The sequence below is a fragment of the Tissierellales bacterium genome (genome assembly GCA_025210965.1).
Classification (GTDB): Bacteria; Bacillota; Clostridia; order Tissierellales; family JAOAQY01; genus JAOAQY01.
On sequence record JAOAQY010000156.1, the window covers coordinates 1 to 10,515 of the forward strand.

Sequence of the window (10,515 nt, forward strand, 5' to 3'; positions counted from 1 at the left end):
AACGCAACATTTACAATTGAGTTAATAACTCCAATTGCAATGGAAAAAGGACTTAAGTTCGCTATCCGTGAGGGTGGAAGAACAGTTGGTGCTGGCGTTGTAGCTGAAATCATCAAGTAATTATAGCTTAGGCTTTAAAAAGATCTCCTATTTTGGAGATCTTTTTTTATTTTTATTAAAAAAATAGTGAAATGCATTTTGATTTGTGATATAATATCGTGGTATGCGAAACGAGCAGAAAAAACATTAAAAATAAAATAAGAATATATTGTAAATAGTATTGACTAAATACGATATCTATTATATAATTGTTGAGGTTGCGAAAATAGTAATATTCTCGCATTCATATGACATGCGATGACGTGAGAGGTTGCTGGGAACAGGTAATTTTCACTGAGAATGTTCGATTTTGAGTCGGGCGGAGGTTATACGGTCTTTTTTATTTTGGTTTCAAGTTTGAAACACCCGGATATGTGTACCGTAACCCGTGTCGCATGAAGAAAGCCAAACATGCGATAGAAGGAGGGAATGTAAGTGTCAAACAAGGTAAGTGCAAACCAAAAAATCAGAATCAGACTTAAAGCTTATGATCACCAGGTATTGGACAGTTCAGCTAAGAAAATAGTTGAGACTGCTAAGAAAACTGGAGCTGATGTTTCAGGTCCAATTCCATTACCAACAGAAAAAGAGATTATAACAATCTTGAGAGCTGTGCATAAGTATAAAGATTCGAGAGAACAGTTCGAGCAAAGAACTCATAAGAGATTAATTGATATCACGAATCCAACATCAAAAACTGTTGATTCGCTTATGAGACTTAACTTGCCAGCTGGAGTTGATATTGAAATCAAATTATAGATATATCAGTACTCCGCTTAGGATGATTATCCACATAGGGTAATCCGCTGTAAGAAAACAGGAGGTGTCAAAATGAAAGGTTTATTAGGAAAGAAAGTCGGAATGACTCAAGTATTTACTGAAGATGGACGTTTAGTTCCAGTAACAGTACTTGAAGTTGAACCAGCTGTTGTTGTTCAAAAGAAAACAGTTGAGACAGACGGTTATCAAGCTATCCAAGTAGGATACGGACAAGTTAAAGAGAAACATTTAAACAAACCACTTAAAGGTCACTTTGAAAAATCAGGTGTTACTATTAAAAAGCACTTAAAAGAGTTCAGAGTTGAATCAGTAGAAGCATACGAAGTAGGACAAGAAATTACTGCTGAGTTGTTTGAAGCTGGAGTTAAAGTTGATGTTTCAGGCGTGAGCAAAGGTAAGGGATTCCAAGGTTGTATCAAGAGACATGGACAATCTAGAGGACCAATGAGCCATGGTTCACACTATCATAGAAGACCAGGTTCAATGGGTAATGCTTCTGATGCTGGTAGAGTATTCAAAGGCAAAAAATTACCAGGACACATGGGTCACGTAAATGTAACGGTACAAAATTTAGAAGTAGTTAGAGTAGACGCTGAAAACAAGATGATATTAGTTAAAGGAGCAGTTCCTGGAGCTAAAGGAAGCTTGTTGACAATCAAAGAAAGTGTTAAGTCGTCTAAATAATTCAAAGACGAAGGGAGGATGCGAGAATGCCTAACGTAGCTGTTTTAAATATGACAGGACAAAAAGTTAGCGATATTGAATTAGCTGAAAGCGTATTCGGTATTGAAGTAAACGAACATGCAGTGTATGAAGTAGTAAAAAATATCTTAGCGAACAAAAGACAAGGAACACAGTCTGCTAAAACTAGATCGGAAGTTCGTGGTGGTGGTAAGAAGCCATGGAGACAAAAAGGAACTGGTAGAGCGAGAGCAGGTAGTTCTAGACAACCTAACTGGGTTGGCGGTGGTGTAGTATTTGCTCCAAAACCAAGAGACTACAGATATGCTGTAAATAAGAAAGTTAAAAGATTGGCTATGAAGTCAGTTTTAACATCAAAAGTTTTAGAGAACGAAATGATCGTATTAGAAGATCTTAAATTCGACGCTCCAAAAACAAAAGATATGGTTAACGTATTGAAAAACGTTAATGCTGGAAAGAAAACTTTAGTTGTAATGACTGAGAAAGATACAAATGTGATCAAATCAGCGAGCAACATTCAAGGTGTTCAAACAGCATTAGTAAATACTTTAAATGTATATGATATCTTAAATCATGATACATTCTTAATTACGAAAGATGCAGTTAAAAAAGTGGAGGAGGTGTATGCATAATGCGTAATCCACACGATATTATTAGAAAACCAGTTATTACTGAGAACAGTATGGATCAGATGGCTGAAGGAAAATATACATTCGCTGTAGATAAAAAAGCGACAAAAACAGAAATTAAAAATGCTTTAGAGCAGATTTTCGACGTAAAGGTAGCGAACGTTAACACTATGAACGTTACTGGAAAGATCAAGAGAATGGGCATGCACTCTGGAAGAAGAGCAAGCTGGAAAAAAGCGATCATCACTTTAGCTGCTGACAGCAAAGGAATCGAATTTTTCGAAGAAATGTAATGTAATATAAATAAAGATAAGAAGGAGGGACTTCGAATGGGTATCAAGAGTTTTAGACCTACTTCGCCTGCGTTAAGACAAATGACAGTATTGACGTTTGATGAGATTACAAAAACAGAACCTGAAAAGTCATTATTGGCGCCTCTTAACAAAAAAGCAGGACGAAATTCTCAGGGTAAAATTACTGTACGCCACAAGGGTGGTGGAAACAGAAGAAAATATAGAATTATTGATTTCAAGAGAACGAAGGACGGTATAGCTGGTAACGTAGCAGCGATCGAGTATGATCCAAACAGAACAGCAAATATCGCATTAATTTACTATGTAGATGGTGAAAAAAGATATATTCTTGCACCAAAAGGATTAAAAGTCGGAGACGTAATTATGTCAGGTGTTGAGGCTGATATTAAGGTTGGTAATGCATTGCCATTGGCAAACATTCCAGTTGGTTCGATTATCCACAACATAGAGTTAAAAAGAGGAAAAGGTGGTCAATTAGTTCGTTCAGCTGGTACTTATGCACAGTTGATGGCGAAAGAAGGAGACTACGTTTCTGTAAGAATGCCATCTGGCGAAGTTAGAAAGATTAGAAAAGAGTGTCGCGCAACACTAGGACAAGTTGGTAACTTAGATCATTCAAATGTTGTTATCGGTAAAGCTGGTAGAAAAAGACATATGGGTATCAGACCAACAGTTAGAGGTTCTGTAATGAACCCATGCGACCATCCACACGGTGGTGGTGAAGGTAGAGCACCAATCGGTAGACCATCTCCAGTTACACCATGGGGTAAGCCAGCTCTTGGTTACAAAACTAGAAAGAAAAATAAAAAATCTAACAAATATATTGTTACTCCAAGAAAGAGAAAATAGCCGAGTAATTATGAATGTGGCATAGCTGAAAGGAGGAAAAATCGTGGGTAGATCACTAAAAAAAGGACCATTTTGTGATGATCATTTAATGAAGAAGGTTGTTGCTCAGAACGAATCAAGTGAAGCTAAAGTAATTAAAACTTGGTCTCGTCGTTCTACAATATTCCCAGAAATGATTGGACACACAATTGCAGTTCACGATGGTAGAAAACACGTACCAGTATATATCACTGAAGATATGGTTGGACATAAATTGGGTGAATTCGCACCAACGAGAACTTATAGAGGACACGACAAAAAATAAGTTGAGATAGAACGTTGATAGAGAAGGAGGGGACATACGTGGAAGCTAAAGCAATAGCGAAATATGTTCGTATTTCACCAAGAAAAGTACAAGTTGTAGCCGACTTAGTAAGAGGTAAAAACGTTAATGAGGCATTAGCTATTTTGAAATTTACGCCAAAGAGAGGCGCTGAGGAATTAGAAAAAGTTTTAAAATCAGCTGTTGCAAATGCCGAAAACAACTTCGATTTAGATAGAGACAATCTTTATATTTCTGAAGCATACGCAAATCAAGGGCCTACAATTAAGAGATTCAGACCGAGAGCTCAAGGTAGAGCGTTCATGATCAGAAAGAGAACAAGTCATATTGGCATCGTTGTTAAAGAGAAAAACTAGAAGAAGGAGGGAAAACGATGGGTCAAAAAGTTAATCCACACGGTCTAAGAGTCGGTGTTATCAAGAATTGGGATTCAAGATGGTATGCTGACAAGAAAAATTTTGGAGATTTACTAGTTGAAGATCATAACATTAGAAAAGTTGTTAAGAAAGCATTCTTCACTTCTGGTGTTTCTAAAATTGAAATCGAAAGATCGGCAAATAGAGTAAAAGTAACAGTTAACACTGCTAAGCCTGGTATGGTTATCGGAAAAGGTGGAGCTGGTGTTGAGTCAATGAAAAATCAATTGGAAAAAATGACTTCTAAAAAAGTTATTATCAATGTTGAAGAAGTTAAGATTCCAGAAAAAGACGCACAATTAGTAGCTGAGAATATAGCAGCATCATTAGAGAGACGTGTTTCATTCAGAAGAGCTATGAAACAAGCTATTCAAAGAAGTAATAGAGCGGGCGTTCTTGGTATCAAAACTCAAGTAGCTGGACGTTTAGGCGGAGCAGATATGGCTAGAACAGAAGGTTATAGTGAAGGAAATATTCCATTGCAAACACTTAGAGCTGATATCGGATATGGTTTTGCTGAAGCTGATACAACTTACGGTAAAATCGGTGTTAAAGTTTGGATAAATAATGGTGAAGTTCTTCCAACTAAAGGGGAAAGAACAAAAAAATAGATTCATCTCAGTGAAGGAAGGAGGAAAACGAAATGTTAATGCCTAAAAGAGTTAAGCGTCGTAAGGTTCAACGAGGAAGAATGAAAGGTAAGGCGCTTAAAGGAAATAAAGTAACATATGGCGAGTTTGGTTTGCAATTACTTGAGCCAGCATGGATCACATCAAACCAAATAGAAGCGGCAAGACGTGCTATGACAAGACACGTTAAAAGAGGTGGTAAGATCTGGATTAAGATATTCCCAGACAAGCCTGTAACAAGACAACCTGCTGAAACTCGTATGGGTAAAGGTAAGGGTTCTCCAGAGTATTGGGTAGCAGTAGTTAAACCAGGAAGAGTAGCATTTGAAATGGCTGGTGTTTCTGAAGAATTAGCTAGAGAAGCTATGCGTTTAGCTGCCAACAAATTGCCTGTAAAATGTAAATTCGTAACACGTCAAGAGGGTGGTGAAGCAAATGAGAGCTAGTGAATTGCGTGAATTAACGCTTCAAGAATTGAATAATAAAATTGGTGAATATAAAGCAGAATTGTTTAATTTAAGATTTCAACTAGCTACAGGGCAGCTAGATAATCCTATGAGAATTAAACAAGTTAGAAAAGATATTGCAAGAGTAAAAACTGTTGCAAGACAAAAAGAATTAAACGCGTAGGTATAAAATGATCGCGAAAGGAGGATTATAATGGCTAGAGCGTATAGAAAAACTAGAGTTGGTCGTGTAGTTAGTGATAAAATGGATAAGACAATCGTTGTTTCTGTTGAAACATTTGTAGCACATCCAATTTATAATAAACAAGTTAAAAGAACAACAAAGTTCAAAGCCCATGATGAAGAAAACACATGCGGTATTGGTGATACAGTAAAAATTATGGAAACTAGACCATTAAGCAAAGACAAAAGATGGAGATTAGTTGAAATTCTAGAAAGAGCGAAATAATCCTGTCAGTTGCGAAGGGAGGGTAATCAATGATTCAACAAGAAACTCGTTTAAAAGTTAGTGATAACTCAGGTGCAAAGGAAATTTTATGCATCAAGGTGTTAGGCGGAAGTAAGAGAAAATATGCTGGAGTAGGTGACGTAATCGTTGCTGCGGTTAAAAGTGCAACACCAGGTGGCGTTGTTAAAAAAGGTGAAGTAGTTAAAGCGGTAGTAGTTCGTACAAAACGTGCAGTGAAAAGAGATGACGGAAGTTATATTTCATTTGACGAAAACGCAGCAGTAATAATCAAGCAGGACAAAACTCCTGTTGGAACTCGTATTTTCGGACCAGTAACAAGAGAGTTACGTCAAGGTCAATTTATGAAGATCTTATCATTAGCACCTGAAGTACTATAGAAGGAGGTGTCGGCATGCATATCAAAAAGAATGATACAGTAGTTATAATTGCAGGAAAAGATAAGGGTAAAAAAGGTAAAGTATTAGCTTGTTACCCTAAAAAAAATAGAGTCTTAGTAGAAGGCGTTAACATGATGACAAAGCACGTTAAGCCTAGTGCTCAGATGCAACAAGGTGGATTAGTTCACCAAGAAGGTCCAATTCACGCTTCAAACGTTATGGTTTGGTCTGAAAAAGACAAGCAAGGTGTTAGAGTTGGCACTAAAGTATTAGAAAATGGCGATAAAGTAAGAATAAGCAGAAAAAGCGGAGAAATTCTTGATTAATAATTTTCTTCTCGAAAGGAGGTACAGAAATGCAATCACGTTTAAGAGATAAGTACAAAAATGAAGTTGTTCCAGCATTGATGGAAAAATTTAATTATAGAAATGTGATGGAAGTTCCAAGATTGGAAAAAATCATCGTTAACATGGGTATGGGAGAAGCAAAAGACAACCCTAAATTATTGGACAAGGCTGTTGAAGAATTGACAATGATCACAGGTCAAAAGGCACTTGTTACAAGAGCTAAAAAGTCAGTAGCGAACTTTAAGCTTCGTGAAGGTATGGCAGTTGGTTGTAAAGTTACATTAAGAGATCAAAAATTATATGATTTCTATGACAAACTTGTTTCAATTGCACTACCACGCGTAAGAGACTTTAGAGGAGTTTCTGATAAATCATTTGATGGTAGAGGAAACTATGCATTAGGAGTTAAAGAGCAATTAATTTTCCCAGAGATTGAGTACGATAAAGTAGATAAAATTAAGGGAATGGACATTGTTGTTGTAACAACAGCTAACACAGATGAAGAAGCTAGAGAGCTGTTGTCTTTAATGGGAATGCCCTTTAGAAAGTAAAGGAGGGATTTAGATGGCAAAAAAATCGATGAAGTTAAAGCAGCAGAAAACGCAAAAATTTAGCACTAGAGAATACAGTAGATGCAAGATTTGTGGACGCCCTCATGCTTATCTAAGAAAATATGGTGTTTGCCGTATTTGTTTTAGAGAATTAGCGTATAAAGGTGAAATCCCAGGCGTTAGAAAAGCAAGCTGGTAAAATAGAGATTTACGGATGAAAGGAGGCAAACTCTATGGTAATGACAGATCCTATCGCGGATATGCTAACGAGAATCAGAAATGCGAATAACGCTAAACATGATTCTGTAGATGTGCCAGCATCAAACATGAAGAAATCAATCGCTGAGTTGTTGTTGGACGAAGGATATATTAAAGGCTTCGATCTTATTGAAGATGGTAAGCAAGGAGTTTTGAGAATTGAATTGAAATATGGTGAGAACAATGAAAAAGTTATCACTGGAATCAAGAGAATTTCAAAACCAGGTTTAAGAGTATATGCAAAGAGACAAGAAATCCCTAGAGTATTAGGTGGTTTAGGTATTGCAATTCTTTCAACATCAAGAGGTGTTATGACAGATAAGCAAGCAAGACAAAGTAATGTAGGTGGCGAAGTAGTTTGCTACGTATGGTAGAAAAGTTGCAGCTATAGGAGGTGAAATCATGTCAAGAATCGGTAAAGCGCCAATCACTATTCCTGCAGGAGTAGAAGTGAAAATTGACGAAAGTAATTTTGTTGAGGTTAGCGGACCAAAAGGTAAACTTTCTCAACAAATGAGCAAAGAAATGAAAATTGAAGTTGCTGAGGGTACTATTACAGTTACTCGTCCAACTGATAATAAAAAACATAGATCATTACACGGTTTAACAAGATCATTGTTGAATAATATGGTTGTTGGTGTATCTGAAGGATATGCTAAAACGTTAGAAATCGTAGGTGTTGGATACAGAGCTCAGAAAAAAGGTAAAGAATTACATCTTAACCTTGGATTCTCTCACCCAGTTGAGATGGTAGATCCAGAGGGTATCGAAGTAGAAGTTCCAAACCAAACTACAATTGTTGTTAAAGGTATCGACAAGCAACAAGTTGGTAACTATGCAGCAGTAATTAGAGACTGGAGAAAACCAGAGCCTTATAAAGGAAAAGGTATTAGATACCAAGGCGAATACGTTAGACGTAAAGAAGGTAAAACTGGTAAATAGAATGAAAGGAGTGAATAAGTGTGCTTAAGAGAGTTAATAGAAATGCTAAAAGAGTGAAAAGACATCTTAAAGCAAGAAAAAAGATACAGGGAACTCCTGAAAGACCAAGATTGAACGTATACAGAAGTTCTAAACATATCTATGCACAGATTATTGATGATGCAGCGGGTCACACACTTGTTTCAGCATCGACTTTAGATCAAGATGTTAAAACTCAAATGAGTTATAGCGGAAATAAAGAAGCGGCTAAAATAGTTGGTAAAACTGTTGCTGAAAAAGCAAAAGGTAAAGGCATTGACACTGTAGTATTTGACCGTGGTGGATATTTATATCATGGACGTGTTAAAGAATTAGCAGAAGGTGCTAGAGAAGCTGGACTTCAATTTTAAGCAAGGGAGGTAAATAAATGCAACGTGGACGTATAGATGCAAGTCAATTAGACTTGAAAGAAAAGTTAGTAAATATCAACAGAGTAACGAAAGTTGTTAAAGGTGGTAGAAACTTCAGATTCAGTGCGTTGGTTGTTGTTGGCGATGAGAATGGCCATGTAGGAGTTGGAATGAGCAAGGCTCTTGAAATTCCTGATGCAATCAAAAAGGCAATTGAAGATGCTAAGAAGCATTTAGTTGAAGTTCCTATGAAAGGCACAACAATTCCTCACAGAATTGAAGGAAAATTTGGAGCAGGTAGCGTATTAATGATGCCAGCACCAGAAGGTACTGGAGTTATCGCAGGTGGCCCAGTTCGTGCCGTATTGGAATTAGCTGGTATTTCAGATATCAGAACAAAATCATTGGGATCTAATAACCCAAGAAACATGGTAAATGCCGTTATCGAAGGACTTGATAGCTTAAAGAGAGCAGAAGAAGTTGCTAAATTAAGAGACAAGTCTGTAGAGGAAATTATAGGTTAGGGGGGAAATACCTTGGCTAAAATCAAAGTTAAGCAAACTAAGAGTATCATTGGCAAGACTCAAAAGCAGAGAAAAACAGTTGAAGCTTTAGGTCTTAAAAAGATCGGTCAAGTAGTAGAACACGAAGACAATGCTATGATCAGAGGAATGATCAACAAAGTAAGTCATATCGTAGAAGTAATTGACTAACGAGTAAAGGAGGTGCAGACATGAGACTACACAATTTGAAACCAAATGCGGGAACGACTAAAAATCGCAAAAGATTAGGTAGAGGTACAGCGACTGGTCAAGGTAAAACTGCAGGTAAAGGTCAAGATGGACAGAATGCACGTTCAGGCGGTGGCGTTAGACCAGGCTTTGAAGGTGGACAGATGCCTTTATTCAGAAGATTACCAAAACGTGGTTTTAACAATTCAAAATTTGCAACAGTATACACTATTGTAAACATTGAAGATTTGAACGCATTCGAAGAAAATACAGAAGTTACACCAGAATTATTAATCGAAGCAGGTATGGTTAAGAAATTCAATGATGGTATCAAGATACTAGGAAATGGTGAATTGAACAAAAAGCTTGTGGTGAAAGCGCAAAAATTCAGTAAGAGTGCTACTGAAAAGATTGAAGCTGCAGGGGGAAAAGTTGAGGTGATTTAATTGTTCACAACGTTGAAAAATGCTTGGAAGATACCAGACTTAAGAAAGAAAATGTTGTTTACACTATTTATGTTAGTTGTATACAGATTGGGCGCAAACATTCCAATTCCATTTATCGATACAGAATATATAAAGCAGATTTTTAATTCTGATTCGAATGGTTTGTTGGGAATGTTTGATTTAATGTCTGGCGGGGCATTCAAGAAAATGACGATATTTGCATTAAACATCTATCCATATGTAACAGCATCGATTATTATTCAATTGTTGACGATAGCAATTCCTAAGCTAGAAGCTTTGTCTCGTGAAGGCGAAGAAGGAAGGAAGAAGCTTGCTCAGATGACACGTTATGGAACTGTCATTTTTGCATTGATTCAAGCAGTTGGTATCAGTGTTGGTTTGTTCAACCAAGCAATTATCGAGCAGACTTTTGGAGCGAGAGCAATCGTCGTTATTACGATGACAGCAGGAACAGCCTTCTTAATGTGGTTAGGCGAACAAATCACCGAAAATGGAATAGGAAATGGTATTTCTATAATCATTTTCACAGGGATTATTGCTAAGCTACCTATCGCGTTAATGGATATGGGACAAGCTGCAATGGGAGGATCACTAAATATTCTACAGGTAATATTATTTGTAGCATTAGCGTTGATTGTTATTGCGGGTATTGTTGCGATTCAAGATGGTAGCAGAAAGATTCCAGTTCAATATGCAAAAAGATTAGTTGGACGCAAGATGTATGGCGGACAGAGTACACATATACCATTGAAAGTCCTTATGGCAGGGGTTATACCA

23 protein-coding genes are annotated in these 10,515 nt (G+C 37.0%); all 23 read left to right on the forward strand.

Annotated elements, in window-relative coordinates; translation table 11 throughout:
- Window positions 1–120, forward strand: a 120-nt coding sequence (locus N4A40_10720; GenBank protein MCT4662324.1) for an elongation factor Tu, incomplete at its 5' end; no start/stop codon positions are given.
- Between the two features lie 414 nt (window positions 121–534).
- The gene (gene rpsJ, locus N4A40_10725) at window positions 535–858 is read left to right on the forward strand and encodes a 30S ribosomal protein S10 (GenBank protein ID MCT4662325.1); all 324 of its coding nucleotides are present in this window, start codon (window positions 535–537) and stop codon (window positions 856–858) included.
- A gap of 72 nt (window positions 859–930) precedes the next feature.
- Window positions 931–1,563 (forward strand): 50S ribosomal protein L3, encoded by a 633-nt coding sequence (gene rplC, locus N4A40_10730; protein ID MCT4662326.1) that lies wholly within the window; start codon window positions 931–933, stop codon window positions 1,561–1,563.
- 26 nt (window positions 1,564–1,589) lie between these two features.
- Window positions 1,590–2,213 carry a 50S ribosomal protein L4 gene (gene rplD / locus N4A40_10735; GenBank protein MCT4662327.1) on the forward strand — a complete coding sequence of 208 codons (624 nt, stop codon included), beginning with the start codon at window positions 1,590–1,592 and terminating at the stop codon, window positions 2,211–2,213.
- A complete protein-coding gene (gene rplW / locus N4A40_10740) occupies window positions 2,213–2,503 on the forward strand; it encodes a 50S ribosomal protein L23 (GenBank protein MCT4662328.1) in 291 nt (96 codons plus the stop codon). The genes rplD and rplW overlap by 1 nt, the downstream gene beginning before the upstream one ends.
- Window positions 2,504–2,539: 36 nt before the next feature.
- Window positions 2,540–3,373, forward strand: coding sequence for a 50S ribosomal protein L2 (rplB, locus tag N4A40_10745; GenBank protein MCT4662329.1), 834 nt, complete (start codon window positions 2,540–2,542; stop codon window positions 3,371–3,373).
- A 43-nt stretch (window positions 3,374–3,416) separates the two neighbouring features.
- A complete protein-coding gene (gene rpsS / locus N4A40_10750) occupies window positions 3,417–3,677 on the forward strand; it encodes a 30S ribosomal protein S19 (GenBank protein MCT4662330.1) in 261 nt (86 codons plus the stop codon).
- A 38-nt stretch (window positions 3,678–3,715) separates the two neighbouring features.
- On the forward strand, window positions 3,716–4,051 hold the full coding sequence (gene rplV, locus N4A40_10755) for a 50S ribosomal protein L22 (GenBank protein ID MCT4662331.1): 336 nt from the start codon (window positions 3,716–3,718) through the stop codon (window positions 4,049–4,051).
- Between the two features lie 17 nt (window positions 4,052–4,068).
- Window positions 4,069–4,722, forward strand: coding sequence for a 30S ribosomal protein S3 (gene rpsC / locus N4A40_10760; protein ID MCT4662332.1), 654 nt, complete (start codon window positions 4,069–4,071; stop codon window positions 4,720–4,722).
- A gap of 32 nt (window positions 4,723–4,754) precedes the next feature.
- Window positions 4,755–5,186, forward strand: coding sequence for a 50S ribosomal protein L16 (gene rplP, locus N4A40_10765; GenBank protein MCT4662333.1), 432 nt, complete (start codon window positions 4,755–4,757; stop codon window positions 5,184–5,186).
- The gene (gene rpmC, locus N4A40_10770) at window positions 5,176–5,370 is read left to right on the forward strand and encodes a 50S ribosomal protein L29 (GenBank protein ID MCT4662334.1); all 195 of its coding nucleotides are present in this window, start codon (window positions 5,176–5,178) and stop codon (window positions 5,368–5,370) included. Before rplP ends, rpmC begins: the two co-directional genes overlap by 11 nt.
- A 30-nt stretch (window positions 5,371–5,400) precedes the next feature.
- Window positions 5,401–5,655, forward strand: a complete 255-nt coding sequence (rpsQ, locus tag N4A40_10775) for a 30S ribosomal protein S17 (protein MCT4662335.1) — start codon at window positions 5,401–5,403, stop codon at window positions 5,653–5,655.
- Between the two features lie 29 nt (window positions 5,656–5,684).
- A complete protein-coding gene (rplN, locus tag N4A40_10780; GenBank protein MCT4662336.1) occupies window positions 5,685–6,053 on the forward strand; it encodes a 50S ribosomal protein L14 in 369 nt (122 codons plus the stop codon).
- Between the two features lie 14 nt (window positions 6,054–6,067).
- Window positions 6,068–6,379: a 50S ribosomal protein L24 gene (gene rplX / locus N4A40_10785; protein MCT4662337.1), complete on the forward strand. Its 312-nt coding sequence runs from the start codon at window positions 6,068–6,070 to the stop codon at window positions 6,377–6,379.
- A gap of 29 nt (window positions 6,380–6,408) precedes the next feature.
- Window positions 6,409–6,951 (forward strand): 50S ribosomal protein L5, encoded by a 543-nt coding sequence (gene rplE, locus N4A40_10790; protein MCT4662338.1) that lies wholly within the window; start codon window positions 6,409–6,411, stop codon window positions 6,949–6,951.
- Between the two features lie 13 nt (window positions 6,952–6,964).
- Window positions 6,965–7,150, forward strand: a complete 186-nt coding sequence (locus tag N4A40_10795) for a type Z 30S ribosomal protein S14 (GenBank protein ID MCT4662339.1) — start codon at window positions 6,965–6,967, stop codon at window positions 7,148–7,150.
- 34 nt (window positions 7,151–7,184) lie between these two features.
- Window positions 7,185–7,583: a 30S ribosomal protein S8 gene (gene rpsH, locus N4A40_10800; protein ID MCT4662340.1), complete on the forward strand. Its 399-nt coding sequence runs from the start codon at window positions 7,185–7,187 to the stop codon at window positions 7,581–7,583.
- Between the two features lie 28 nt (window positions 7,584–7,611).
- On the forward strand, window positions 7,612–8,151 hold the full coding sequence (gene rplF, locus N4A40_10805; GenBank protein ID MCT4662341.1) for a 50S ribosomal protein L6: 540 nt from the start codon (window positions 7,612–7,614) through the stop codon (window positions 8,149–8,151).
- A 20-nt stretch (window positions 8,152–8,171) separates the two neighbouring features.
- Window positions 8,172–8,540: a 50S ribosomal protein L18 gene (gene rplR / locus N4A40_10810; protein ID MCT4662342.1), complete on the forward strand. Its 369-nt coding sequence runs from the start codon at window positions 8,172–8,174 to the stop codon at window positions 8,538–8,540.
- Window positions 8,541–8,557: 17 nt separating this feature from the next.
- A complete protein-coding gene (gene rpsE / locus N4A40_10815; GenBank protein MCT4662343.1) occupies window positions 8,558–9,064 on the forward strand; it encodes a 30S ribosomal protein S5 in 507 nt (168 codons plus the stop codon).
- Window positions 9,065–9,076: 12 nt separating this feature from the next.
- Window positions 9,077–9,253: a 50S ribosomal protein L30 gene (rpmD, locus tag N4A40_10820; protein ID MCT4662344.1), complete on the forward strand. Its 177-nt coding sequence runs from the start codon at window positions 9,077–9,079 to the stop codon at window positions 9,251–9,253.
- Window positions 9,254–9,273: 20 nt separating this feature from the next.
- The gene (gene rplO, locus N4A40_10825) at window positions 9,274–9,717 is read left to right on the forward strand and encodes a 50S ribosomal protein L15 (GenBank protein MCT4662345.1); all 444 of its coding nucleotides are present in this window, start codon (window positions 9,274–9,276) and stop codon (window positions 9,715–9,717) included.
- Window positions 9,718–10,515, forward strand: a 798-nt coding sequence (locus N4A40_10830; GenBank protein ID MCT4662346.1) for a preprotein translocase subunit SecY, incomplete at its 3' end; no start/stop codon positions are given.

Excerpts from the sequence above, each read along its gene's own strand:
- N4A40_10795 (MCT4662339.1), top strand. The coding sequence starts at position 6,965 with ATGGCAAAAAAATCGATGAAGTTAAAGCAGCAGAAAACGCAAAAATTT.
- rplP (MCT4662333.1), top strand. The coding sequence starts at position 4,755 with ATGTTAATGCCTAAAAGAGTTAAGCGTCGTAAGGTTCAACGAGGAAGA.
- rpsC (MCT4662332.1), top strand. The coding sequence starts at position 4,069 with ATGGGTCAAAAAGTTAATCCACACGGTCTAAGAGTCGGTGTTATCAAG.
- rplX (MCT4662337.1), top strand. The coding sequence starts at position 6,068 with ATGCATATCAAAAAGAATGATACAGTAGTTATAATTGCAGGAAAAGAT.
- rplO (MCT4662345.1), top strand. The coding sequence starts at position 9,274 with ATGAGACTACACAATTTGAAACCAAATGCGGGAACGACTAAAAATCGC.
- rpsH (MCT4662340.1), top strand. The coding sequence starts at position 7,185 with ATGGTAATGACAGATCCTATCGCGGATATGCTAACGAGAATCAGAAAT.
- rplW (MCT4662328.1), top strand. The coding sequence starts at position 2,213 with ATGCGTAATCCACACGATATTATTAGAAAACCAGTTATTACTGAGAAC.
- rplF (MCT4662341.1), top strand. The coding sequence starts at position 7,612 with ATGTCAAGAATCGGTAAAGCGCCAATCACTATTCCTGCAGGAGTAGAA.
- rpmC (MCT4662334.1), top strand. The coding sequence starts at position 5,176 with ATGAGAGCTAGTGAATTGCGTGAATTAACGCTTCAAGAATTGAATAAT.
- rplD (MCT4662327.1), top strand. The coding sequence starts at position 1,590 with ATGCCTAACGTAGCTGTTTTAAATATGACAGGACAAAAAGTTAGCGAT.
- rpsE (MCT4662343.1), top strand. The coding sequence starts at position 8,558 with ATGCAACGTGGACGTATAGATGCAAGTCAATTAGACTTGAAAGAAAAG.
- rplB (MCT4662329.1), top strand. The coding sequence starts at position 2,540 with ATGGGTATCAAGAGTTTTAGACCTACTTCGCCTGCGTTAAGACAAATG.
- rpsQ (MCT4662335.1), top strand. The coding sequence starts at position 5,401 with ATGGCTAGAGCGTATAGAAAAACTAGAGTTGGTCGTGTAGTTAGTGAT.
- rplC (MCT4662326.1), top strand. The coding sequence starts at position 931 with ATGAAAGGTTTATTAGGAAAGAAAGTCGGAATGACTCAAGTATTTACT.
- rplE (MCT4662338.1), top strand. The coding sequence starts at position 6,409 with ATGCAATCACGTTTAAGAGATAAGTACAAAAATGAAGTTGTTCCAGCA.
- rplN (MCT4662336.1), top strand. The coding sequence starts at position 5,685 with ATGATTCAACAAGAAACTCGTTTAAAAGTTAGTGATAACTCAGGTGCA.